This window comes from Ornithinibacillus sp. FSL M8-0202, assembly GCF_037975285.1.
Taxonomy (GTDB): Bacteria; Bacillota; Bacilli; order Bacillales; family Amphibacillaceae; genus Ornithinibacillus; species Ornithinibacillus massiliensis.
This window is the reverse complement of sequence record NZ_CP150248.1, coordinates 654,736-679,463: the sequence shown is the minus strand read 5'-3', so window position 1 is coordinate 679,463 and position 24,728 is coordinate 654,736. Positions and strand designations below refer to the sequence as shown.

The window sequence follows — 24,728 nt, the reverse complement described above, 5'->3', positions numbered from 1 at the left end:
ATTTATCTCTTCATTCAAGAAATTGCCCATGACAGAACAGCCTTTCCATTATATAAGCATCTTTTCCCATGGAATATTATTCCTTCTCCGTCTTAAGTCTGAATTGGTTTCGAACCATGGGCCGTGGTGAGGGGTGAATGGGGTCCGTTAAAATAAAAGTAGAAATTAACTTGAGCTTATGTAGAAAGGATGGAAGAAATGACGATAGCTATTGTAGAAGTGAAAAATCTGAGAAAGTCCTACAAGAAGCGGAAGACAAAAGAGATGATCACAGCAGTAGATGATATTTCGTTTACTGTAAATCGAGGAGAAATTGTTGGATTACTTGGACCAAATGGTGCAGGGAAAACGACGACCATTAAAATGATCTGTGGATTAGTTATCCCAGATGGTGGCATGATTACCATTAATGGTATTGATAATCAGAAGAAGCGGCTTCGTGCACGGGAGCATATTAGTGCTGTTCTAGAAGGGAATCGTAACTTGTATTGGCGGCTAACAGTAAGAGAAAATCTAGAATATTTTGCAGGTAATCGCGGGAAGTCTCGCAAATCGGTGGCCGGTAGGATTGATGAGCTGTTGGAGCAATTCCGTTTAAAAGATAAAGAAAACGAAATGGTAAACCGTCTGTCGCGAGGCATGCAACAAAAGCTTGCGATTGCAGTAGCAATGCTTGCTGGTAGTGAGGTTATTTTATTAGATGAACCAACACTTGGTCTTGATATTGAGACTGGATATGAGGTTCGTGAAATACTACGGGAGATTGTCAGGACACAGCATAAAACCATCATTATTACCTCACATGATATGGATGTCATTCAAGATCTATGTGAACGCACGGTTATTATTAATAATGGAAAAGTAGTTACCAATGATCGTGTAGATAATTTAATGAAGCTATTTGAGGTACGTGCCTATTCCATTAAGCTTGATGGCCATTTAAGTGAACAGCAACATCAATTATTACGAGAAAAATTCCCACAACTAATCTATACACCTGATACGTATCAATCGAATTTGGAAGTCGATTTAACGAATAGCCAGGAAATGTATGAATTATTTGATATCCTCAAGCTTGAACAAATACCAGTAGATACGATTGATCGGAAGACGATTAATTTTGAACAAGTGTTTTTGAAGATTGTAAAGGGGGAGGAAGAACATGCGATTCCTGAACGTGCTTAAAGCGAATATCAAAAGAGAGTATATTCTATTAAAACGATACCTACCGAACACGATAGCGATTCTAGTCACATTTTACGTCATATTTCTAGGTATGTTCTTTGGTATTACCTTAATTGGTGACCCAAGTACACAAGATGCCAATATACAATACGTGATTGTCAACTATATTTTCTGGTTTTTAGCGATGCTTGTCGTAAATGATATTGGCTGGCAAATTACGAATGAGGCAACACAAGGAACACTGGAGCAATTAGGGATGTCTCCAATGGGGATATGGAAAATCATGGTGTCGCGTTTAATTTCCATTACTATTGTCAATTTCATCATGATAATCGGTTTGTTGTATGTAAGTATGCTGACCTCTGGGCAGTGGTTAAATATTGATGTACTTTCCATTTTACCAGTATTCTTTTTAACCTTGATTAGTATGTTTGGACTTGGATTCATGATTGCAGGATTAACAATGATTCTCAAGCAGATTCAAGCATTTTTACAAATTCTCCAGTTCATATTAGCTGCACTTACCTTTGTATCAATTTCGGTTGCGCCGTTCTTAGCCTTTTTCCCATTTGTTAAAGGGATTGATATGGTAAGAGCTATTATGATTAATGACATGAGCATTACACAGTTTCAAATGGCAGATATTCTAATTCTTGTCTTTAACGCAGTATTTTATTTTGGTTTAGGCCTGTTTATGTTCCTACGTTGTGAAAAGTTTGCGATGAAAAAAGGATTGCTTGCCCATTATTAAGATGAAAATGGTATTAGAGGACTAAGGTAACTTCATTTTGACGATGACGTTATGTCTAGCGAAGGGGTTTACTAAACTTTTTTCTCATAAATAGGTAACTGTCTGATACATGTACCCCTTACTTGTCATAGGTTATTAGTGAACTTATCACAAGAAAGGGGTAAAGTCATGAGACACAGACACAATTGTGGATGTCCAAAATGTGTTGTTCATCCTACTAAGCACAATGTAGTGCATCATTGTACGGAAGAAACGGTTCAACATGTTCATCCCTCTCATACGACAGTGATGAATCATCACCTGATAAAGAATCAACATGTATTCCCACACTCAACTTCTGTTCAAAATACAGTAAATAGTGTAGATATGTATGGAGGTTCGTTTAATGTCCCAGCAGGCCCAGGTATGGGTCCAGGCCCAGCACCAGGTCAGGTTGCAGGAGCTTTTGACCCTGGCATGGGAGCAGGCCCGGGAATGGGAGCAGGCCCAGGAATGGGAGCAGGCCCAGGAATGGGAGCAGGCCCAGGAATGGGAGTTGGACCAGGCACGGGAGCAGGACCTTGGGGAGCTCCTGGAGCAGCACCAGGTCAAGTAGCAGGAGCATACACCCCAGGCGCTGGCCCAGGCTATGGAGCAGGCCCAGGTTGGGGTAAGAAACCTAAGTGCTAATGTAGATAGAATGAATGATGAGCTAGCAGTGTTGCTGGCTCATTATTTTATGTTTGGTAATAGAAAAATGAGCGCGTCCACACGATGTCATGGATAGGTCGTTTATCAATGGACAAGTTAGGATGAGTTCATGCAGAATGGTATTAAAGACCAGTGTTCATTAAAGGATGTGCATACATGAAAACACTAATGGTGACAGGATACAAACCAAGAGAAATCAATATCTTCAAGGAAAACGATCCGAAAATCCATATTATCAAGGCAGCAATAGAGAAACGGATAATTGGCTTTATTGAAGAAGGATTAGAGTGGATTCTCATTTCCGGTCAAATGGGTGTCGAGCTATGGACTGCGGAGATTGTCTTAGATTTAAAAGATCACTACGACATTCAACTTGCGATTATCCCGCCCTTTGAAAATCAAGATGAACGTTGGCCAGAGGATTTAAAGCTTAAGTATGAGGAACTAACGATGCTAGCTGATTTTTATCAACCCTTGTACAAGGGAGATTACAAGGGACCATACCAATTCCGTGCCAAGAATAAATGGCTTGTTGAAAAAAGTGATGGCTGTCTTCTGTTACTCGACGAAGAGTATCCAGGTAGCATAAAGTTCTTTTATGAGGAAGCAAAACAAGCCCAAAAAGACTACCCTATCTACTTTATAACACCATCTGACTTAGATGATATGGTAGAAGAGATTCGCATGAGTGATCCAAATTACTGGAATTAACCAAGGCATTTTGCAGGATTTTCCCTGTTGGAAATCGAATAGTAATGCTATAAGAAATCGAGGATAAACCAGGTGGGAGAGTGAACCGATGGAAAAGTTTCCTATACGATATACGAAAAGACTGCAACTAGTAGAGATTGATCATCAGTATGATCAAGCAATTTTTGATGTGCTATCGAGAGATGATGTAACGAGATACTATGGTAGAGAGAGTATGGTGTCTTTGGGAGAAGCACAAGAAATGATCGATCATTTTCACATGATATTTCACAGTGGACGCGGGATACGGTGGGGAATCGTTTGGAAGGAGACCGGTTCATTTATCGGGACCATCGGCATACATAATTATTCCTCTGTGATGAAAAGAGCTGAAGTCGGTTTCGAGTTACATCCAAATTATTGGCGTAAGGGGATTCTATCAGAAGCATTGAATAATGTATTAGAGTATTGCTTCGTGGAAATGGGGCTCCATCGTGTTGGAGCGATTACCTTCCCAGCGAACGATGCTTCTAATAAATTGCTAGAAAAAGCAGGTTTTACCCATGAGGGCGTCCTTCGCGGCTACCTTTTCCAAAATAATCAATCCCATGATGCCAATGTATTGTCCTTACTAAAGCCGGAATGGCGCCGGAGAAAGTATGAGAAAGACGCCCCAGTTCAATACACCGACCATATGACAGAGATTGTAAAACGTGCAGAGGCAGAAGGAGACTTCGACAACCTCCCAGGCAAAGGGAAACGATTAGACCTAGGTCCAAATTACCTCAACCCATCCGAAGCTCAAATGTACAAAACACTAAAAGACAACCATATCCTTCCACACTGGGTCGAATTAGCAAACGAAATTGATCGACTGAAAGAAAGCTTACCAGAAGTAGAAGGAAAAGAACGCCGCAAACTAGTTAAAGAAATTAATAAAAAGATTAAAGCATATAACTACGCCTGCCCACCATCTCTCCAGAAAAATAAAGTAGACCAGTCCTAAGTTGGGATTGGTTTTTTTACTTGGCAAGGAGCGGCGCATCCCCTGAAGAGAGCGCGCAAAATATCAAGGAAGCGCGGTATCTATGGAGTGCGAAAATCGAAAGGAGGAGCTCAAATCCTGAAAGAGGGCGCCCGAATCCTGAAGAATATGTCAACCCGCCTGGATGGAGGCACTCATCTCAAAGAGAAACGCCTCAACCCGGGAGGAGATGCTCACTCCAAGCAAAGCGCCCCCCTGGGAGGAGGCGTTCACCCCAAGCACCCCCCCACCCGGATGGAGGTGCTCAACCCAAAAAGCCCCCGTTCAAAAGGAGGCACTCCCCCCAAGCAACCCCCCCACCCCAAAAGCACGTCCACCCAAAAAAGCGGGCACCTAGCCCGCTTCTACCTACCAAAGATAATCTAGCATATTATCTTCGAATAGATTTGTATCAATATTACATGTTTCTGAGTCGATAGCGTATTGCCAACCGTAGACTTTGGCGTTTTCTGGCCCTTGAGGATTATATTCTGGGGCATCTTCTTTTGTGGTGATTTCTTCTTGCGGATAAGCTGTCCAAACAATCGTGTTTTCTTGAATTTCTTGTTCCATGGAATTGTATGCATTTAGGAGCTCGCTCTCTTCATCAAACACACCATATACCCCGGGTTCATAGTTGGAGTCAGCCATTATCTCGTACCAACCCTCCATGAATGCTGCGTCAACAGGGTATTCCGGCTCGATATCGACGAATATAGCAACGCCCTCAGGAATCTCCATTTCCTGTGCCATCGCGATGGCTTCCTCTGCATGGGAGACACCGTTATCATACCCGCGAGCATCTTCAACATGATTATAGATAACGAGAATCTGAATATCGTTATCATGTAGTAGCTGAACTTCATCCGCATCTAAGCCTTCTGAAACGCCTTCCTTCTCGCCTAGATAACGTCCCCACACTACTGGTTCACCAAAATTATCTACTACACAGGCATAGAAATCGTCATCCGTATAGGTTGCAGAGTCAACTCCCCAATGCAGTTCATTACTGTTATCGTTCTCAGCTCCATTATCATTATCGTCACCATCCCCGTCCCCGTCCCCATCATTACGGTCCTCATCTTCACGCTCTTCTGTATCTGGATCTTCTGCCTCATCAGTGGTATTAGAAAAATAGGCGAAATAGATGAATAGGGGAATGGCAATGAGGAATATCAAGCATGTTAGGGTGAAAAGCTCTTGTTTCTTCATATGGGCTTATAACCTCCTTTCAACCCCCATAGCATTATATGGTGGTGGGCAAAAGAGGTTCGGGCTAGTGCATATTTTATTTGCAGGAATATTAAAAAGTTTGTCGAAATAATACTATAGAACTATTTTAAGAAGAGAAGCTAAAAAAGTGCTATTAGAGGTGATTACAATGGAAAAATGGAGAAAAGTTGCATCGGATTATGTGTTTAAATCCCCATTTGGAAATTTACGGAAGGATAAACTAGTACTACCAGATGGACAATTGATTGATTCCTATTATGTCAATGAATATGAAGATTGGGTTAATGCGGTTGTCTTAACAAAGGACCAGCATCTGGTCCTAGTAAGGCAATATCGCCATGCCGCTCAAGACTTCTTCTTAGAGGTTCCCGCGGGAAAGGCAGAAGCAAATGAGTCGCCTCGAGAGGCAATTATTCGAGAGGTGCGAGAAGAAACGGGATATATCTCCGATTCCAGTCCTATTAAACTAGGAGAATTCTATGTCAATCCTGCAACACAGACGAATAAGGTAATCACCTTCCTATTTCTTGATGCGTATCAAGCATTCGAACAGGACTTGGACCCGACAGAATTCATTGATATTCATTTGATTGATATTGAAGAAATGGAAAAGATGATTGCAAGTGGGGAAATTAACCAGCTATTTACCGCAAGTGCCTATTACATGGCGAAATCTTACTTCATGACCCGGTTGAAGGAGAACTAGAATGACTGCCTACTATGTTACTTGGGGAGAAGCAACAGTTAAATTAACATGGAAAAAGGATTTCAATCCTCCAATAGAACTTGTGACAAGTATCCACGGATTTTGCTTTAAGGATGGAAAGATAATGTTGGTAGAGTTGGATCAACGCGGCTGGGATATACCAGGTGGCCACCTAGAACAAGGGGAAACACCAGAGCAATGCTTTCAACGAGAAGTGTTGGAAGAGGGATGTGTGGAAGGAGACTTACTGTTTTTAGGAGCGGTAGAAATAGATCATCATGAGAATCCAACATGGTCTGAAACGAGTAAGTATCCCGTTGTTGGCTATCAATTATTCTATCGAATGGATATAACGAAGACCCATCCGTTTGAGGCAAACGATGAGTCCGGTAGAAGGGTTTTTGTCTCTACAACGGAGATAGCGAACTATTACAATATGCCTGACATTCATCAAGAAATAGTAGCATACGCCTTAGAAGTGAAGGAGAAGTAATCGAATCATACCATAACGAGTGTGAACGATGTGAAGCCTTTTTGGCGGGTGACAGTCCTTGCAGGCAGCTGTTCAGTCCGAACGAATACCACCCCAACTCCAGAAACATAGCTACCACACCATCCACGAACTAACAAAAAGGCCAATGACAGCTTAACAATGCAGGGATGACACGTGCCTAGAGAAAGGCATCTCCATGTCTCCCTGCATGTTTGAACAGTATAAACAATATATCCTCGAAAAAAGCATGCAGCCCTACCTTGCATTTGGTTGCTCATCCCTCTACAGCATAAGAAATACCTCTGCAGTAAAACCATAGCACGACAGACAGAAATCACGCCTTCAATCTTAGGCCTATTTCTGGAGCTAGTTCGATATCGCTAGTGAACCCGCAAAGTTAGACCTTCCTACAAACATAAACCATCCCATAACTATCATTCGTTATCGGCGTTTCCTTCCAATCCTGATATACATGAACGATCTCAAATCCGTGCCGTGCTAAAAGTCGTTCCATTTCTTTAGGAAAAACATATCGCAAACGTATATTAGTTCGCTTCTCATCGACAATCGCTAAGCTAGCGTTTTTATACCGTCTAATCGTCGTATAGTCTTGGATTTGCTCCAGTGCATCATAGTGACTAATCGTATACACATCGACAATAGTGCCAGTTTCTTCATCCGTATACGTTCTCCAATACTCTTCTGTACTTGGCTGCAATAATTCTTCAGTACTTGGAAAACGGGTACCAAAGATAAACACACCATCTCGTTCTAAATGCTTGTTAACGGAGGATAGGAATTGATCTTGTTCTTCATTGGTAAGGAAATGCTGAAATGAATTACCAACAGAATAGATGAACGAGCTTGTTACGTTTAAATTCAGTTTCGTACAATCTTGTTCCATCCACTCGATAGTCAAACCAAGCTTCGTTGATTTCTTGACCGCTTCCTGTAGCATGCCTTTATGTATATCCACTCCAATCAATCTATGGCCATTCTTTGCTAATGGAATGGTCATTCTTCCCGTTCCACACGCTAAATCAATAATAGGACCGTTTGTTTTTTCTGCCCATTTTAATAAATAGGGAAGTTCCTGTACATAGGATTCATTTTCTTTATCATATAAAATCGGATCATCATATTCTTGTCCATTTTCGAATGTCATGTTCTACTCCTTTAGCTTATCTTTACTACAATATTACCACAAAATTCGCAAAAAACAGTATGAATGGAGTATCTTTCCCAATAAAAAAATCGTACAACACTGCTAGCTGTACGATTCGAACCTTTCTTTATCTTTCCTTACTTAATCGCTTAACAAACAATGTCAGCCAATAAGATAGAAATGCAATCGCTAAATCGATAAGAAAAAGGTAAAACATATTCATCCCTTTGTTAAACTCAGACAGTCCCATAAAATCCTCGATTGGTAAAAATACAAAGGCAAATACAGCACTAACCAATATGGCATACAGATAATAATTTTTACCGTGATTCGTTGCATATTGATAGACGAAAAGATAGCCAACAGGTAATACGGATGACGTCATACTTAAAGCGTATGGCAAAAGGGGAACGATAAAATATTGATGGACGAATAAAGAAGTAAAGCCTAATAACGTATCTGTATACGTCCACAGCATATGTACACAAAAACCAAAAAATAATATTTCAAATATCCGAGTCCGATCTACATAAACATATAACAACACTAATGGCAATACTAATAAAGCAAGCACAAGCCAAAATTGCCAATCATCTAGAAAAGAGAATTCTTTCCAATAGGAAATTAAATCAGCGTTTAGCTTATCACGAACGTTATATATTTCATCCCAATATTGTTCTTTACCCATCGTAATCCTCCAAAATAAAAAGATACATGCTTTCAGTTTATTTTGTGACAAGTTGGATGCTTTATACGAATATATTCCACTAATTGTAGTCCGGTAGATCATAAGTTAGAAAAAGGGAAACGATGATGATATCGATCCCTTTGATAGTTCTATAAATGTTACTCAAATTTTACTTCTCTCAATGTACTAACTAGTAATTCAGCAGCAGACGGGTGTGGCCCAATGAAACGCTCCGCATCCTCTATGGTGAGATGATGCTGAATCATCCATCCAATTAATGCAATGATATCCTTTGCCTGATGACCAATACAGGATGCCCCTTTAATCACATGCTGTCTATCCCAAACAATCTTGAGAAATCCTTCCCGCTGATTGGCCATGAAGGCTTTAAAGTTCTTCGTATGATAAGGTGTTTTAAGGAAATCTAGATCCTCTCCATCTGCTCGAAATTCACCGATTGTCGCAATTTGAGGATTTTCATTAAATGAAAAAGGAAGGATGTCTGGAATTACAGTATCCTGTCCTACCGCATGTAATGCCGCCGCTCTTGCCATCGCTTTCGCTTGTACTGCAGTTAAGGAATTCGCTCCTTCTGCATCACCAACAATGTAAATGGATTCCCTAGCTGTCTGACCTAGCATATTGCAATCGACACTTCCATTGTTATTAAGCAGTAGATTAGCATTCTCTATTGCCAATGTGTCCAGATTTGAACGAAAACCTAAAGTAAGAAATGCTGCTTCAGCTTCAAAGATTTCACCGTCTTGACGAATCGCTGTAACACTGCTATTTCCATCACGTATCTCGGTTATCCAAGGCCCTCGTTCAATTATTACCCCAGAATCTTGATAAAGGGCGTGCATGTAGCTAATGATATCGTCATCCAATAATGGGTTTTCCTGTTCAGGAAGTAACCAAGTCACCTTAACCGCTAATTGTCTAAATAAATTCACAGCCTCATAGCCGATTGGACTGTCTCCAATAATGATAATAGAAGCAGGGAGACTGTTCATCTCCATTAGATTTTGATAGGAAAATATATTTCGTCCATTAGGTTTCATGTTTTCTGGGAATATAGGACGAGACCCATTAGCAATAATTATTTTTTCACTGGTAAGCAAGAATTCATGATTCGAAGGGGTAATAACATTGATGGTTCTTTCATTTAGGAAGGATGCCTGACCATGTACCAGTTGAACATTTGCTTTCTGTAATAAGTCCTGCTGATGTGCAAGCCAGTCTTGATAAATACGATGAAATTTAGGATTGGAAAAGGAACGTGTTCTGTTGATTTCCTCTATTTGTTCTAAAAAGATATTCGTATACCCTGCCTTCCAATCGCCAACTGCAGTATTGGAAACGAGTGTCACCTGATTGGAATAATGACTTGCCACAAGTGCAGCTTCTACTCCTGCTGGTCCCCCACCAATAATTAATACCTCTGTTTTCATTAAACTTCACCCCAATATTCTATGATACCGACTAAATTAGTTGATTTGGTACATACTTGACGATTAATAAATGGCTTGGATTCACGGATTTTTCACTATTCCTATGGAAAAAATCCCCTTTTAGTCTCTATCCTATCACAGTAAATGTTATAATGTTTATAAAATTTATATTTTTTAATAGCCTGGGGGAGTTCATATGCATGATTTCTATTGTGAAGAGGTACTCAGTGGGAAGACAAAGGTGGATAAGGTTTGCGAGACAGATCATGTTTTAGCTTATTATCATACGCGTCCGTTCTACCCGGTCCATATAGTTGCTATTCCAAAGAAGCATATCCCATCATTAACTAGGATAGACGAAGAGGATAAAGAAATATTGCATGATTTATTAGAGGTTATTCAACAGGTTGCACGTGAAGTAGAGAATGAATATGGTGCTTGTAGAGTCATCACGAACCTAGGAGAGTATCAAGAATCGAAGCATCTTCACTGGCATATCGTTTCAGGAGATAGTTTTGCTTAGGGGGAAGAAATGAAATTCACTCATTTTACAGCAGTACAAGTTCGAATTGCAAGGCCAACCGATAAATTTGACGAGGTCATTCGTTTCTATGAGCAAGGATTAGGGCTTCAGCGGATAACGGAATTTGAAGGGCATAGAGGCTATACAGGAGTTATCATAGGCATTCCAGATGCTTCCTATCATCTCGAGTTTACCAAGCATGTCGATGGCTCTCCATGTCCAGCGCCAACGAAGGATAATTTACTAGTATTTTATATTCCCAATCAGCTGAGATTCTCGTATTGAAAAATAGACTTGAACAGATGGGCTACCCGGAAGTCGAGCCAGAGAACCTATATTGGAAGGAACGTGGAGTCACTATCGATGACCCAGATGGCTTTCGAATTGTATTCATGAATACAGAAGGGGTATAACAGATGACATATACAATGAAAAGCTATCAGCCGTCCGATGAATTACAGTTGATAAATTTTATCACCGCATGGGATGAGGATAGCGAGATATTACACCGAATAAGACACTCTACCTATAAGCATGTCTTTTTGGTTTACAGTCAGGGAGAAATAAACGGCATGATAATGGCTTGGAAAAGTAGCTTCCATCTGAATTGTACCTATTTTACTTGTATGGCTCATCATACGGAGGCTGCTAAAGCTTTACTTGCAGAGTTAGAAAGGCATCTTGAACAACAAGATTATCCCTTACAAACCATAGTGGATGAGAACGATCGGTTACATGCTTTTTATCTGGACAATCTGTTCACGATTATCCGAAAAACCTATTTACCGAGAATTAACGTATTAAAGGATCATGCTAGTTTCGCTATTCCGACTAATCAGGTGGTCAAACCTCTAGATGAAGTAACTCCTCATGCTAAGCTAGCCAATCAGCTTGTAGCGCTCGTAAAAAGAAACTATGAGGAAACTCATCTTGTAAATCCAGTCGCAACAATAGAGCTTGCTAAATGGGAAAAGCTGACATATCCAGACGATTTACTAGCTTCTGGGAGCTTTGTCTGCTTAGACCCGAATGAAGAAAAAATTCTGGCCTATTCCTTCCTTCATGAAGCAGAAAGGGAGGACACGGTGGAATTAGGCTGGTGTGGTGCATTCGATGAGCCAAGTATTGCTATCATCCCATCGCTAGTTGTGAAGCAGCTTGAGTATGCTCTGAGCTGCGGCTACCAGTATGTAGAGGGAGAATTCGATACAACTAGTAGCTATGCAATGGAAGTACTTCACACCCTGTCATTACCAAAACACCCCGTATCCATTACTTATCAGAAAGGAGAAATATAAGCGATGATTTTACATACCGTTTCAACTGGAACAGGTGAAGCGATCCTGTTTCTTCACCAAGGACTGCAAACAAGTGAAACTGATTTTCAGATACAAAAGAAATATTTTAGTCAAAGGTATCGGGTCATTCAGGTTGATTTACGTGGGCATGGAAAGTCTGTGACAAATCATGTGAAAAATTACTTTGAAAACGCAGCAGTTGATTTGAAGGAAACCTTCGAGCATCTGACGATTGAAAATGCTCATATTGTAGGTAGCTCTTTGGGTGCAATGGTTGGATTAGTCTTTGCGAAGCGTTATCCAGATAAGGTTAAAAGCTTAACCTTATCTGGGATTATGCCACATAAACCGGATAACTGGGCAGAATTAAATAAAGAGGATACGGATCGAGAAAACACAATAGCAAATAGCAAAGATGCCATAGATTATTTTAATGAAATCCATGAAGGCGATTGGCTGAATTTATTAAAAGATTTTCAATCGGAGGATTGGTATCCATTTCAGGAGACAGGGGATTTATCAAGCTTACAAATGCCAACTATGTTGCTAGTTGGGGAGGAGAATCCACTCGAGGTGATTGGTGCAGTAGAATACCCAAAACAGCTCCAGGGTATTCATGTTTCCGTCATACCTTTTGCAGGTCATCTGCCTCATATGCAACAGCCTAAACTATATAATCTAATTGTAGAACAATTTTTAGAGAAGACAAGCCAATAAAGGAGTGGTTATATGGGATCTAGAATCATGCACTTCATCATTGCCAAAAGAATCGCAGAGGAAATGGGGATTAACAATCAGATGGCTTTTCTACTCGGAGGAGTTGCACCTGATGCGGTATATCCGAAAAATAAGTCGCATTTTTTTAAGGGCTCGGAGAAGGATTATTCGACTACGATTGAATTCGATACATTCTTGCAACAATATCCCGAGCGAACAGACTATGTATTAGGATACTACACCCATTTAATAGCTGATGATGTCTGGATGAACGGTTTTTACTTTAGTTGGCTAAAAAATCGCATGGATCAAGATCAGACACTCCTTGAACAATATCATGGCGATTTTCGTCTGTTAAATGCAAAATTACTTGAACAGTACAATATAAACGCTAGTATATTAGATAACCTGACCCTTGAACATATTCATGATTTGCAGGAAGTAAAAGTAAGCGATGTCGAAAACTTCATCCCTTATTTGAAAGGCGATATGGATTATCCACAAGAACATGTAGATGCCGAATTAAGCGTGTTTACGTTTTTACAGATGGTTGGCTATGTTGAGACATGTATCGAACGAGGGGTGATCAAATTACAGGAGTTGAAAAAATGATGATAGAGATTCGGAATATCCTGTTTAATGAGCCAGAGATAAATCATATTGCCCGCCTTTATAGTAAAATTTGGGGAACAAGTGCGGAGGAATTTCTAATCCGCTTTAAACGACATGCCACCTACCCAGGGTTTCGCGGAATTGTAGCAAGTGCTGGTGAAGAAATTATTAGCTTAGCTTATGGATACACCTCCATGGAGGGGCAATATTATCACGACATTCTAAAAAAGTCGCTTTCTACTACAGAACAGAAACGATGGTTAGCAGATTGCTTTGAATTAGTTGAATTAGCAGTCGACCCGGCATTTAGAGGAAATAAAATTGGAGAAGCAATATTGTCAGAGATAACAGGGCAGGTCATGAATGAAACAGCTATCTTAACTACCCAAATGAATAACCTTCCTGCACGGAAACTGTATGAAAAATTAGGGTGGATTAGCATTCGTGATAATTTTGTTCCTAATGAAAATGGTAAGTCGTATGTTATCATGGGGAAGGAACTTGAACATTAAGGTGAGGAGAAGATAGCAATGCTTCCGTATACAATCGGATTTATCCAGCGTGGTGACGAAATTCTATTATTAAACCGCGAGAAATCCTCCTGGATGGGTAGCTGGAATGGTGTTGGTGGGAAGCTAGAAAAGGGCGAATCTCCAGAGGCATGTATTCTAAGGGAAATCCATGAAGAAACGGGAATCGTATTAGAGGAGATTCAGTTTAAAGGATTAGTAACATGGGATGTAGATAACGCCTATACCGGTGGAATGTATGCATTTGTAGGAGAGGTACCAGAGTCTTATCCATACTCTACACCAATAAAAACTGCTGAAGGAATCTTAGATTGGAAGAAAATCGACTGGATTTTTCACCCAGAGAACACCGGTGTTGCTAATTTATCCTATTTCTTATCTGAATTGTTACAGGATGAGAACGTATATGAGCACCACTTTACCTATCAGAATAGTGACGTAATAAAGTTTGAACGGAAAAAGCTCTCATTACTAGAAGGAGTGAAGTGAGTACTGATCACTTCCTATTTCATAAGACTAGAAAGTGAATTAATAACGACCCAATTGCTATAGCAGAGGAAAAATATGATTTTTTAAATTGTTTTCCAAAAATTTGAAACCTTTTCGCCTGCAAATACGTCTATATATAAGAGCATTATTTAGAATACTATTATGAAATCCTAATTTTCCCATATTTCATATGGAATTGTGCTGGTTATATAGAAAAGTCTTGTATCAGGGAGGAGAAAATGAGAAAGTTATTAGCAATCTTGGTGTTCATCGTTGTGGTTTTAGTTGGGTGTTCATCTCAGACTCTTTATGATGCGATTAGTAAAAGTGAGTTTGGAAAATATGATAAACCGGAGATCTTATATCAGAATGATGATGTCGGGGTCGTTATATTTCTTTCCAAAGATAGTAATGGTGATTTTTATATTTACAGAACCACATATGAAGTAACGAAATTTAATCGGTATGAGCTAGACAAGACAGAAATGTTTAACGTAGCTGTTGATATCGGTCGGAAATCCGAATTTGTCCATTTGGATACAATAGGTGAGAATACAGATGAACCAATCAATCTCGTCTGGGGCGGTATTTTTCATTATCCAAAGGCAGAGCATGTTACGTATAAAATTAAAAATGATGATGGTACATTACATGAAAATCAGGTAGAAATTAATAAAAAGCATATTTTTGTTGATTTGTTACCAGAGGAATTTGAAGATACATATTCGATTACATTTGATGTGATTGATCGGGATGGAAATGTCCTGTTTAGCTATAATTAAAAACCCCTCCTTGCCCATGCAAGTGAGGGGTTTCTTTATTCTTATGTCGATTCGTAAACCGCTGGATGAAAAATGCACTAGCAGGAATTAGAATGCCATTAATTAACATATAACCAGTGGCTAACCACTGCACTGTAGCAGGACTTACACTAAATTCATCCATAATAGAGGGTAATGCAACATTTAAAAAGGTTTCATTTAATATCGCTACAAAGGCACCAAGAAATAGAATGGCAATAATTCCATAAGGCGCTTTCTGTTCCTGGTTAATCGAATTTGTCATGAACTTTACCTACTTTCTATATCGAATAGGGAATGTGATATAACTAACAGAATTTTATGTGAAGCAAAGTAATACAAGTTACTAGCTCCGGAAATATACGTAGACTCCTGCGGGAGGATAGGCATCGGTGAGACCCCGGATGCACCTGTCTACTAGCAAAGCTACGAAGCGGGCTTCCTCGGTGCAAGGCAGCAAGGAAGATTATCAAGTAGTAGCCTGGCTCAGGCAGCCGCCCGCGGAAAGCGAAGTATATTTCCGGAGCGTGGCCCTTGCTCATCATTCGGTTTTTCCTTTGAGAAAAATCTTTTGTCTCATCTGCATCCTGTTAGTAAATAGAGTGTAAAGAAAAGATTTCCACTTTTGCCGTTTATTGAAAAAAGGCTAATCTTGTAGTTAAATGAAACTATACTAACGTATTAATTAGGTGATTAAATTGAATATAACGAAACGAAAGAAGAAGGTATTAGACACCGCGCATCGATTGTTTATCGAAAAGGGGTATCAGGCAACTAGTATACAAGACATCATTGATGAAGCTGAAATCTCCAAAGGAACCTTCTACAATTATTTTGCCTCTAAAAAGGATTGCTTATTAGCAATTATCGAATTCATAGAGGCGGAAGGCAAGCAAAAGCGTATGGAGCTTGCCATAGGAAAAGACAAACAGGATGAAGAGGTGTTCATCAAACAAGTAGCTGTTCGAATTGATATGACAAGAAAGTATCATATACATGCGTTAATCGATAGTGTGATGGAGGTAGACAAACTAGAGATTACGAAATACGTGAACCAGCAATTTCGTTCAGAATTGCAGTGGTTGGCCATGCGCCTTCGTGAAGTGTATACCCCAGGCATTCCGGATTATGCCTTCGATCAATCTGTCATGCTTTCAGGGATGATCCATCATTTTCTTTATGTGTGGAACATGGGAGCGAGCAAAGAACTGGAGGCGGAAAGGGTTATCCGGTTTATTATAAAACGCTTGAAGCCTGCTATTCTAGAACAGGTCGAATCAGGAGAAACATTTTTTGATTACAATTGGCTCTCAGTAGAGCTAGATGACATTCCCCCGAATGATAGGCTCGACATTCTACTACAGGATATTGATCAGCTTATCGTTCATGCAGACGGAGAAACCCTAGCCTATTTAACGTTTCTCAAGGAAGAGATAACCTCAAATAGTCCAAGGGAATTTTTAATTGAAAGTGTTCTGTTATCCTTAAAGCAAACATTTGCAAAAACAGAACGAAAACATGAAATCAACCAAATCGTGCAACTAGTGCATCGCTATTTACATGATATGGAGAAGGTGGAGGTCTAAAGAGAATGGGGTATGAGCAAGCATTAGAAGCATATATTGCTGCAACCAATACACATGATTTTCAGCAAGTAAGCATACTGTTAGCAGATGATGCAGTATATTGGTTTTCTGATAAAACATGTCGATCTATTGCAGAGATTCAAGCCTATTTCGAACAAGCATGGGAGACGATTAAAGATGAAGTGTACCGTGCGACAGACATAGAATGGATTGTAGCTGAGGAAAATACAGCAACTTGTATTTATACATATCAATATGAGGGATATGCAAATGGGAAGTTTGTACAAGGTAGTGGGCGAGCTACAAATGTTTTTATCAAAGATTCCAATGGGAACTGGAAGCTTGTGCATGAGCATTTGAGTAGCTTAGGTTAAGCTACTACGAGCGTCTTGCTTAAAATCCTGAAGTGCTGTAGGGAAATCCTGAAGCTAAGCTCTTTACATCCTGAAAGATACCTTTCATATCCTGAAGCGCCCCTGCAAATCCTGAAGTATATCAACAGGGGCGCTTTTATATTTCCAATACGAATTAAAATCTATTAAAGGATTTTGGAGTTAAAACTAGAATTATAGAGTAGGAACATTATTTGGAGGGTGGATCGTCATGATTCGAATACTAGAGCCTGCTGATGCTAAGTCATATGCCGAGCTGCGCCTAAAGGCATTGCAAGAAAACCCAGAGGCCTTTTCAGCAAGTTTCGAGGAAGAGAAGGACAGACCAATTCAGCATTATGAGGAAAGATTTCAGCAGAAGCACTATAATTTTGGTGCTTTTGATAATGGGAAATTAGTCGGAGTAGTGTCACTAGTTCCAGAAACGAAGCGCAAATTGCAGCATAAAGCGAATATTTTTGCGGTATATGTGACTCCTTCCCATCGAGGTAAGGGAGTTGGAAAAGCACTTCTGGAAGCGGCGATTAATCAAGCCAAGCAAATTGAAGGAATCACGAGGATAAATATTGCGGTTGTGACAGTTAATCATGAGGCAAAGGCACTTTATAAGCGTTTAGGGTTTGAAACATTTGGAATAGAGGAGAAAGCATTAAAAGTAAAAAATGTTTATCTGGATGAGGAATATATGGTGCTAACCTTATAGAAGTGAGGGGACAACGTGGAGCTGACGACGAGTAAAATGACAGATCATTATGCAATTAAAATTTTGGAATGGAAATATGAGAAGCCGTATGATTTCTATAATAATGTGCTTTCAGGTGATGCAATCATCGAATTAACTAGTAGCTCCTATAAAGCGATCCTATCTAAGGATAGGGTGGTGGGCTTTTATTGTACGGGAAAAGATGCACAAGTACCTGCCGGAAATGAGGTAGGGGCGTATGAACGTGAATGTGTCGATATAGGGTTAGGAATGCATCCAGACTTAACGGGAAAGGGATTCGGGACACCGTTTTTCGCTTATATTTTGGAAGACATTTCTACGACCCCCCAATGCTTGCGACTTACCGTGGCAGATTTTAATAAGCGGGCAATCCGACTTTATGAGAAATTTGGTTTTGTAAAAGTTAGCGCGTTCCATCGTGGTGAGATGAAATTCATTGTGATGATAAAGGAGAAATAAGATGAAACTGTCAGGAATCAATCATGTGTTATTTTCCGTTTCTGATTTAGAGCGGTCGATTACATTTTATGAACAAGTTTTCGATGCTAAGCTACTCGTTAAAGGCAGAACGACGGCTTATTTTGACCTAAATGGTTTATGGCTAGCATTAAATGAAGAAAAGGATATACCCCGTAACGAGATTCATCAGTCCTATACCCATATTGCCTTTTCCATTGATGAGAAGGACTTTGAGACCTATTATAAAAAGCTTTCCGATCTACATGTAACGATATTGCCAGGAAGAAAACGAGATATTCGTGATAAGAAGTCGATTTATTTTACCGATCCTGACGGCCATAAATTTGAGTTTCATACGGGGACATTATCGGATAGGATTGCTTATTACAAGGAATCTAAGCCACATATGGAATTTTTTTAGTGGTGCTAATTTAGTGTCGAGTATTTTTCTCACCCAAGCACAGATTGATTCTGCTAAAGGTGATACTAGAACGAAACTACCCGCTACACTACATATACCGAAACATTGGTTATAGCCCTTAAGAAATGAAACTTGGCTTATGGAGCAAGTTTCATTTTACTCTATCCTCCAATCGGTAGAGCGCTATTCTGTCATATATTGAATCCATCGTTTCTTTATATTATTTATCAATGTGGTTGACGCTTTCAATCCTTTTCTGATACACTAAATATAACCATTAGGTTATATGTTCGAGGTGAGGGATACGATGCCAGATGTTTATCGTGCTTTAAGTGATTCGACAAGACGGGAGATAATGAAGCTACTGAAAGATAAGAGCCTGACACAAAAGGAGATAGTCGAAGCATTTGATATCTCTCAGCCAGCTATTAAGAAGCATTTAACAATCCTGTTGGAAGAAGAAATCATTACCGTAACAGTGCAAGGAAAATACCGACTGTATACCCTAAACCGTGATATGTTACAACAGGCATTTCATGAAATGCTTCATTACATCGGAGATCTACTAGATGATCAGCTTGCTAGCTTGAAAAAATATGTAGAAAAGGGAGAAATGAAGGATGGCTAGAGTACAAGATTCTGTAAAAAGAGAAATAATAGTAGATGCTCCACTTGAAAAGGTTTGGGATGCATTGACGAAGTCAGAACATCTTAACCGCTGGTATACGAAAGGAGCGAATATTGACTTCCGTGTCGGCGGGAAGGGATATATGAATCATGGATGGGGAGCAACCTCAGAAGGAATGTATACGGAAATCGAGGCAATGAATCGTTTTGTTTTACAAAGCTTAGACGGAGATTTTACTACGATTACGGAGCTAGAAAAAGTAGAAAACGGGATTAAAGTGAGTATCGAATACCGAGCATCATTTATTAACGAGATGGACGTAGCATCGAAAGAAAATATGTTATTTGGAACAGGGCAATTTTTAACAAATTTGAAAGCGGTTTATGAATCAGGTCAGGATAATCGGCAACACTTTTGGCAAACATGGATTGGTGTTACCCATACATCTATGGTAGGTGGAGGGACTAAGATTGTTAGCGTAATAGAGGGTTCTAATGCAGCCAAAGCGGGTTTGTTAGCAGGGGATATTGTAATCGAATTGGATGGGGAACAAGTATTAGGCTATGAATCTTTTGAAAGACTCGTAAACAGTAAAGCGATCAACCAAACTGTGCAGTTAAAGATTGTTAGAGACAAGGAAGAATTAGCTCTTACTTGTGAGGTTGCGGCTTATCCAGTAGCATACTAGATAATATATCTAATAGGGGGGAAGAGGATGAAGAAAACATATCAGCAATTTGAAGAAACGATAACGAAGGTACTTGCTTTAAAGGCTCAGAAGGATTCATTCTTAACCAATCCAATTCGTGAGGATAAATGGTCAATAAGAGAAATTATCGGGCATTTATATTATTGGGATAAGTTTAATCTAGAAGAAATGGTCCCACACATGGCTCAAGCTGCAAAGCTACGGGAGTTTCCAGACCATGATACACATAATGAAGAAGGCCTTTCCTATTTAACAGGCCAATCCGTAGAATCCATCATCGACCTCTTTGTTACCACTCGCAAACAACTCATCAAAAGCATGTTAGACATTGGAGAAGATGTGAAATTTACCATTGGAAAAGGAAAAAGACAATTTACTACAGAAAGTTTTACCAAGATATTTTTACGGCATGATGTCCATCATTTGAAACAAATTAATGAGAAGCTACAAGAGGTAGGGGCTTCCTGAATCATTCGGTAACAAAGATTCAGTAGACCACGTTGGGAAAGTAGTCACCTTTGAAACAACTTAGTGCAGTGTATCGCTGAAGTTATGTTCCTTTCCTTTGGTAGATAAGTAGGTTGAACTGAAGAAGTTTACTTGCAAACTTCTTCGGTTCAAGAGGGAAGGTCTATGTTACGCTTGGATGTTTTATTGCTAGATTGTTATGACTCCAAACTTGACTCTATACCAACTTTCGAAATGGATGAAAATACAATCGAACAAATAGAATCAAGATAATTGTTCCAGAAATAGCAAATAAAATCGGTATCGGTAGCCATTCTGCCCATAATCCAGAAATCGTTAAACCGAGCGGTAAGGTTAGCTTCATTAGCATGGACGATGTTCCAGCAACTCGACCTAATAAATGATTCGGAGTGAATTCCTGGCGTATCGTAAAGTATACAATATTAGAAATTGTTGTGGAAAACGTACGTATACCTAACGCAATACCGATGGTCCACCAGGAGGGTGCTATAATTAAGCTGAACATGCTGACAATATCAAATACTAAACAAAACGTGTAAATATTACCCCGACCCCATTTTTTCCGAACCCAGCTAACAACGGATGCACCAAGTAACCCACCGATGGCAGAAATGGAGAACATAAGTCCAATCTGATCTTCTGTTGCACCTAACTGATCGGTGACATAAAAGACTAGCACCCCAATTACAAGGCTTGAGGCAAAATTGATAAACAAAACGGTAATGGTCGGTGTTAACAATATTTTATTCCGTATCAACTCATCAATGCCTTCCTTCATCTCCTTCCCAAAGCTTTTACTTTGTTCCGTATTTTGCGGGTTAATCGGTATCTGCATGAAGCACATGCAAGCAAAAAGAATCAATAAACAGCAAGTATAGATGGCTAATGTGGAAGTAAAGGAAAATAAAACGAGTAATGCTCCTGCGATACCTGGACCAATAATACTTATTAAGGTACTAACAAAGGTGAGCTTTGCATTCGCAGAAGTTAGCTGCTCCCTAGAGACGATTTGCGGGATCGTGGAATGATTCGCATTCCCAAATGTATACCCAGCACACGAAAGGACAAAACCAAATACATATAAATGCCATACCATAATCGTGTTTGTAAAAAGTAAGATAACAATAAAGGCCATTGCCATAACTTGAATGAGACTTGTCCACTGAAGCATTCTTTTTCGATTAAATCGGTCCACTAACACCCCAGCGATCATGCCGATAATAATATTGGGAAAGAACTCGATTGCTCGCATGGTACTCATAGCTAGTGCAGATTGTGTAAGCTGATAGATTAATAGTGGAATGGCTAGCGTATACATTTGTAAGCCGAAGTGAGAAATTGCATTGCCTCCCCAAATCAGTAAGAAATTTCTATTACGCCAAAGTGAGGCTTGTTCTTTTGGTTGTTTTATTGCTTGAGCTTCCATTTACATACCCCTTTCATAAAAACAATCGTAACTTCTTAAAAGGTGAATAAAAAGTGAGAAAAAGAATAATATTAGTTCACCTTTTTTGGTTAGAATGCTATAGTGGTAGAAAAGGGAAGGATTTCCAGGAGGTACGGATGAAATATCGGGACCATTTAAAAGTGTTAATGAACTATTTTAAGCTAGCTACACCAGTGGAAACGACAATAGCGGATCTAGCTAACTTGTTAAATTGTAGTGAAAGACATACGAAAACGGTTATGAAGTCACTTCAGGAGCAGGGAGATATCAAGTGGGATGTCCATAAGGGGAGAGGTAAGAAGCCTCAGCTCACCATTCTCCTGTCTGAAGAGCAGTTATTATTTCAGGAGGCTAAAAAGCTCGCCGTTGATGGAAAGTATCGTGCAGCCTTTGAACTTGCGAGGTCATTACATACGTATCAAGATTTATTTAATCAATGGTTTGAAGCAGATTTAGGAATCCTCAAGAAAACAGAGGAAAAAGAAGAACTAGATGTATTACGCTATCCTTTTTACGAAACAAATCTATCATTAGATCCATTGAATATTTTTTCCAGGCATGATAGCCATATAGTCCAACAAATATTTGATAGATTGGTAGAATATGATGCTCAATCAGAAACATTACTACCAAGAATTGCAAGGAATTGGGAGTCAGATGATGGGAAAAGGTGGACATTTTATCTAAATAAGGGTGTCCGTTTTCACCATGGTCGGGAGCTGACTAGCAAAGATGTAATGGATACGATTGGAAGATTGCCTCAAAATCATGTCATTATGAGGGTAATCAAGGAGATTCATACACCTAATCCGTATGTCGTTATTTTCCATTTAGATCAAGTAGACTATTTATTCCCTCGTTATTTATCGGGGATGAAGCTATCGATCGTTCCAATGGAATTGATTTTAGATGATGAATCCCATTTTCGTACGAACCCAATAGGCTCTGGTCCATACCGATTGACCGTTCATGACGAGAATCTGGTACGCCTCGATATATTTCCAGACTATTACCGTGAACGACCTTGGCTTGATCGAATTGAAATGATTAAAACAAATGATTTCCAACCTGAAGCACCTCATCCACTTCTTTTACGAGCACCAGATGAATCATGGCAAGAACACACGGAAGTGGAAGAAGGAGCAGATTTTATTATATTAAACTGTAACCGTGCATTGATGAAGGAAATTCATGTTAGAAAACAGATTTGTCAGTTAATCAATCCAACTGAATTTTGTCTCGAGAATGAAATGGTAGCACATAGCTTTCTATCTTATCGGAGCATGGCAAAAGACGAGGATGAAAGCCTACCTTGCTCCACTAATGTTAACGGGAAAATCACCCTTACCATTGCGGCTCAAGAAATCCGGGATGGGGTAAATCATGAAAGGGAGGCACTGATTTTTCAGGAACAATTGAAACGTGTAGGGATTGCTTCAACCATTGATATTCTAAATGTGAAAGACCTATGCAAACCGGATGTTTTAATGAAATATGATGTTGTGGTAGGTGGCATTGCACTATCTGAAGATAAATTACTATCCTTAATCATGTTGATGCAATCGAATGAATTAGCGGTTTTCCCTTCTTTGGATGAGGAAACAAAGAGAACCGTACATTCGTATATTGAGAGGATTAGGATGCTTCCTGATGATCTCTCTCGCTGGAAAGTATATGTTGAGCTTGAAGAATATTTAAAAGAAGCCCACATTCTCTTTTTTCTAACACATCGCTCGCACACGATCTACCAGCCAAAGAATAGTGAATATGTCCATTTGGAGTTGGATCATCATGGTCGGGTAGATTATCGGAAAGTGTGGAAGCGGTATGGATAGTAGACGGGTGTTTCGAAAACTACCACATTTACTAGAGTGTTAGCGAATGTGGTAGTTTTTTCTTATGCCTGCGGTTTACAATCTGCTAAGAAAGTGTTCCCAAGTCCCGCTTGAGACAATCACATGAATTCCAATCCCGATAAACACAAATGGGATAACGATGCCACCGTATTTTTCAACGGCTTTTTTAATCATAGGTAGCGTTGCTAATCTGAAGCCAATATAACACCAAACCGCAATAAGGATACTGAAGATAACGACAATGACGAATATTTGGGATAGAGAATACAACGCAAAGAAAGGGATATATATACCAATATTGTCCCCACCATTTGCAATGGTAATGCTCGCTACTAGAAAAGTATTATTAAAAAAAGAGTTCCTTAGGTGAAGCTTTAATACTGTTTTTTCTCCTTCAACTACGCTTGATTTAGCATTTCGAAAATTATTCATGAACATATGAACTCCGATGAATATGGGAATAAGTCCTAATAGACCAATCCAGTGTTCGGGAAACAGTAGGAGACCAAAAGCAGCGATGATACTCACGCATGTTAATAGACCAATCCCCAAATATTGACCGATCACGATATGATGAGTTTTAAAGGTACTATTTCTCATGGAATATAAAGACATCAGGACGATTAAGTCATCTAAGTTGGTCGATGCAAAAGCGATAATTCCTGAGATGATCACGTCAACAATAATCATATTACGACCTCTCCTTTTCTTACCTATAGTTAATGATGAACAAGGAGAAAGTGTGATAGTAAAGGCTTTGCTAGCCATGCAAGCATTATCAGTGAATTCATCTGTTAAAATCTGAATCTTTTTATTTTAAATTTACTATTGATTTTGTCGAAAATTGTTCGTATACTAATAAACAATTTCATATTATTTTCATATAATCGCGGGGATATGGCTCGCAAGTTTCTACCAGCTTACCGTAAATGAGCTGACTATGAAAAGTAGCCGGATGATATGCATTCAGGA

General features: G+C 39.5%; 29 protein-coding genes, 2 pseudogenes and 1 riboswitch. Of the genes and pseudogenes, 24 read left to right on the top strand and 7 right to left on the bottom strand.

Features of this window, described 5'->3' with window-relative positions; genetic code table 11:
* Window positions 1–198: 198 nt before the first annotated feature.
* The 5 genes from MKY78_RS03480 (at window position 199) to MKY78_RS03460 (ending at window position 4,322) form a co-directional block, all read left to right on the top strand.
* Window positions 199–1,185, top strand: coding sequence for an ABC transporter ATP-binding protein (locus tag MKY78_RS03480; protein WP_339216249.1), 987 nt, complete (start codon window positions 199–201; stop codon window positions 1,183–1,185).
* Window positions 1,163–1,936, top strand: a complete 774-nt coding sequence (locus MKY78_RS03475; protein ID WP_186869184.1) for an ABC transporter permease — start codon at window positions 1,163–1,165, stop codon at window positions 1,934–1,936. Before MKY78_RS03480 ends, MKY78_RS03475 begins: the two co-directional genes overlap by 23 nt.
* A 168-nt stretch (window positions 1,937–2,104) precedes the next feature.
* Complete coding sequence (locus MKY78_RS03470; protein WP_339216246.1) at window positions 2,105–2,605, top strand: spore coat protein; 501 nt, start codon at window positions 2,105–2,107, stop codon at window positions 2,603–2,605.
* A gap of 177 nt (window positions 2,606–2,782) precedes the next feature.
* Window positions 2,783–3,337 (top strand): DUF1273 domain-containing protein, encoded by a 555-nt coding sequence (locus tag MKY78_RS03465; protein WP_339216244.1) that lies wholly within the window; start codon window positions 2,783–2,785, stop codon window positions 3,335–3,337.
* An 88-nt stretch (window positions 3,338–3,425) separates the two neighbouring features.
* Window positions 3,426–4,322 (top strand): GNAT family N-acetyltransferase, encoded by an 897-nt coding sequence (locus MKY78_RS03460; protein WP_339216242.1) that lies wholly within the window; start codon window positions 3,426–3,428, stop codon window positions 4,320–4,322.
* 387 nt (window positions 4,323–4,709) lie between these two features.
* On the opposite strand, the gene MKY78_RS03455 is transcribed toward MKY78_RS03460, so the two are convergent.
* Window positions 4,710–5,552: a glycoside hydrolase domain-containing protein gene (locus tag MKY78_RS03455; RefSeq protein ID WP_339216240.1), complete on the bottom strand. Its 843-nt coding sequence runs from the start codon at window positions 5,550–5,552 to the stop codon at window positions 4,710–4,712.
* 169 nt (window positions 5,553–5,721) lie between these two features.
* On the opposite strand from MKY78_RS03455, the gene MKY78_RS03450 reads away from it, so the two are divergent.
* Both MKY78_RS03450 and MKY78_RS03445 read left to right on the top strand, forming a co-directional pair.
* Window positions 5,722–6,279 carry an NUDIX hydrolase gene (locus MKY78_RS03450; RefSeq protein WP_339216238.1) on the top strand — a complete coding sequence of 186 codons (558 nt, stop codon included), beginning with the start codon at window positions 5,722–5,724 and terminating at the stop codon, window positions 6,277–6,279.
* Between the two features lies 1 nt (window position 6,280).
* Entirely contained in the window at window positions 6,281–6,772 is a 492-nt protein-coding gene (locus tag MKY78_RS03445; protein WP_339216236.1) for an NUDIX domain-containing protein, read from the top strand.
* Between the two features lie 397 nt (window positions 6,773–7,169).
* Here the strand turns inward: MKY78_RS03445 and MKY78_RS03440 are convergent, their stop codons facing one another.
* The 3 genes from MKY78_RS03440 to MKY78_RS03430 form a co-directional block, all read right to left on the bottom strand.
* Entirely contained in the window at window positions 7,170–7,937 is a 768-nt protein-coding gene (locus MKY78_RS03440) for a class I SAM-dependent methyltransferase (protein ID WP_339216234.1), read from the bottom strand.
* A gap of 127 nt (window positions 7,938–8,064) precedes the next feature.
* The gene (locus MKY78_RS03435; RefSeq protein ID WP_339216232.1) at window positions 8,065–8,625 is read right to left on the bottom strand and encodes a hypothetical protein; all 561 of its coding nucleotides are present in this window, start codon (window positions 8,623–8,625) and stop codon (window positions 8,065–8,067) included.
* Window positions 8,626–8,783: 158 nt separating this feature from the next.
* Window positions 8,784–10,076, bottom strand: coding sequence for an FAD-dependent oxidoreductase (locus MKY78_RS03430; RefSeq protein ID WP_339216230.1), 1,293 nt, complete (start codon window positions 10,074–10,076; stop codon window positions 8,784–8,786).
* A gap of 196 nt (window positions 10,077–10,272) precedes the next feature.
* Here MKY78_RS03430 and MKY78_RS03425 point away from each other — a divergent pair, with 196 nt between their 5' ends.
* The 8 genes and pseudogenes from MKY78_RS03425 (at window position 10,273) to MKY78_RS03390 (ending at window position 15,027) form a co-directional block, all read left to right on the top strand.
* Window positions 10,273–10,599, top strand: a complete 327-nt coding sequence (locus tag MKY78_RS03425) for an HIT domain-containing protein (protein ID WP_339216228.1) — start codon at window positions 10,273–10,275, stop codon at window positions 10,597–10,599.
* Between the two features lie 9 nt (window positions 10,600–10,608).
* Window positions 10,609–11,012, top strand: a pseudogene (locus tag MKY78_RS03420) (VOC family protein).
* A 3-nt stretch (window positions 11,013–11,015) separates the two neighbouring features.
* Window positions 11,016–11,897: a GNAT family N-acetyltransferase gene (locus tag MKY78_RS03415; protein WP_339216226.1), complete on the top strand. Its 882-nt coding sequence runs from the start codon at window positions 11,016–11,018 to the stop codon at window positions 11,895–11,897.
* A 3-nt stretch (window positions 11,898–11,900) separates the two neighbouring features.
* Window positions 11,901–12,614 (top strand): alpha/beta hydrolase, encoded by a 714-nt coding sequence (locus tag MKY78_RS03410; RefSeq protein ID WP_339216224.1) that lies wholly within the window; start codon window positions 11,901–11,903, stop codon window positions 12,612–12,614.
* Window positions 12,615–12,626: 12 nt separating this feature from the next.
* A complete protein-coding gene (locus tag MKY78_RS03405; protein ID WP_339216222.1) occupies window positions 12,627–13,226 on the top strand; it encodes a zinc dependent phospholipase C family protein in 600 nt (199 codons plus the stop codon).
* A complete protein-coding gene (locus MKY78_RS03400) occupies window positions 13,223–13,738 on the top strand; it encodes a GNAT family N-acetyltransferase (RefSeq protein WP_339216220.1) in 516 nt (171 codons plus the stop codon). Before MKY78_RS03405 ends, MKY78_RS03400 begins: the two co-directional genes overlap by 4 nt.
* Before the next feature lie 18 nt (window positions 13,739–13,756).
* The gene (locus MKY78_RS03395; protein WP_339216218.1) at window positions 13,757–14,245 is read left to right on the top strand and encodes an 8-oxo-dGTP diphosphatase; all 489 of its coding nucleotides are present in this window, start codon (window positions 13,757–13,759) and stop codon (window positions 14,243–14,245) included.
* Between the two features lie 239 nt (window positions 14,246–14,484).
* Window positions 14,485–15,027, top strand: a complete 543-nt coding sequence (locus MKY78_RS03390; protein ID WP_339216216.1) for a hypothetical protein — start codon at window positions 14,485–14,487, stop codon at window positions 15,025–15,027.
* Between the two features lie 46 nt (window positions 15,028–15,073).
* Here the strand turns inward: MKY78_RS03390 and MKY78_RS03385 are convergent.
* Window positions 15,074–15,310, bottom strand: a pseudogene (locus MKY78_RS03385) (MFS transporter); the annotation flags it as partial.
* 433 nt (window positions 15,311–15,743) lie between these two features.
* Between MKY78_RS03385 and MKY78_RS03380 the strand changes: the two are divergent.
* The 8 genes from MKY78_RS03380 to MKY78_RS03345 all read left to right on the top strand — a co-directional run bounded on the left by MKY78_RS03380 (window position 15,744) and on the right by MKY78_RS03345 (window position 20,432).
* Complete coding sequence (locus tag MKY78_RS03380) at window positions 15,744–16,631, top strand: TetR/AcrR family transcriptional regulator (protein WP_339216214.1); 888 nt, start codon at window positions 15,744–15,746, stop codon at window positions 16,629–16,631.
* A gap of 5 nt (window positions 16,632–16,636) precedes the next feature.
* A complete protein-coding gene (locus MKY78_RS03375) occupies window positions 16,637–17,005 on the top strand; it encodes a nuclear transport factor 2 family protein (RefSeq protein WP_339216212.1) in 369 nt (122 codons plus the stop codon).
* Between the two features lie 229 nt (window positions 17,006–17,234).
* On the top strand, window positions 17,235–17,726 hold the full coding sequence (locus tag MKY78_RS03370) for a GNAT family N-acetyltransferase (RefSeq protein WP_339216210.1): 492 nt from the start codon (window positions 17,235–17,237) through the stop codon (window positions 17,724–17,726).
* Window positions 17,727–17,762: 36 nt separating this feature from the next.
* A complete protein-coding gene (locus MKY78_RS03365; RefSeq protein WP_339216208.1) occupies window positions 17,763–18,206 on the top strand; it encodes a GNAT family N-acetyltransferase in 444 nt (147 codons plus the stop codon).
* A gap of 1 nt (window position 18,207) precedes the next feature.
* Window positions 18,208–18,627, top strand: coding sequence for a FosM family fosfomycin resistance protein (fosM, locus tag MKY78_RS03360; RefSeq protein ID WP_339216206.1), 420 nt, complete (start codon window positions 18,208–18,210; stop codon window positions 18,625–18,627).
* 307 nt (window positions 18,628–18,934) lie between these two features.
* Window positions 18,935–19,255: a metalloregulator ArsR/SmtB family transcription factor gene (locus tag MKY78_RS03355; protein WP_339216204.1), complete on the top strand. Its 321-nt coding sequence runs from the start codon at window positions 18,935–18,937 to the stop codon at window positions 19,253–19,255.
* Window positions 19,248–19,943: an SRPBCC domain-containing protein gene (locus MKY78_RS03350; RefSeq protein ID WP_339216202.1), complete on the top strand. Its 696-nt coding sequence runs from the start codon at window positions 19,248–19,250 to the stop codon at window positions 19,941–19,943. Before MKY78_RS03355 ends, MKY78_RS03350 begins: the two co-directional genes overlap by 8 nt.
* A 27-nt stretch (window positions 19,944–19,970) precedes the next feature.
* The gene (locus MKY78_RS03345) at window positions 19,971–20,432 is read left to right on the top strand and encodes a DinB family protein (RefSeq protein ID WP_339216200.1); all 462 of its coding nucleotides are present in this window, start codon (window positions 19,971–19,973) and stop codon (window positions 20,430–20,432) included.
* Window positions 20,433–20,649: 217 nt separating this feature from the next.
* Here the strand turns inward: MKY78_RS03345 and MKY78_RS03340 are convergent, their stop codons facing one another.
* Window positions 20,650–21,879, bottom strand: a complete 1,230-nt coding sequence (locus tag MKY78_RS03340) for an MFS transporter (protein WP_339216198.1) — start codon at window positions 21,877–21,879, stop codon at window positions 20,650–20,652.
* A gap of 137 nt (window positions 21,880–22,016) precedes the next feature.
* On the opposite strand from MKY78_RS03340, the gene MKY78_RS03335 reads away from it, so the two are divergent.
* Window positions 22,017–23,735: an ABC transporter substrate-binding protein gene (locus MKY78_RS03335; protein ID WP_339216196.1), complete on the top strand. Its 1,719-nt coding sequence runs from the start codon at window positions 22,017–22,019 to the stop codon at window positions 23,733–23,735.
* Window positions 23,736–23,810: 75 nt separating this feature from the next.
* Here the strand turns inward: MKY78_RS03335 and MKY78_RS03330 are convergent, their stop codons facing one another.
* Window positions 23,811–24,446: a cadmium resistance transporter gene (locus MKY78_RS03330; protein WP_339216194.1), complete on the bottom strand. Its 636-nt coding sequence runs from the start codon at window positions 24,444–24,446 to the stop codon at window positions 23,811–23,813.
* A gap of 169 nt (window positions 24,447–24,615) precedes the next feature.
* Window positions 24,616–24,717, top strand: a riboswitch (purine riboswitch).
* The last annotated feature ends 11 nt before the right edge of the window (window positions 24,718–24,728 follow it).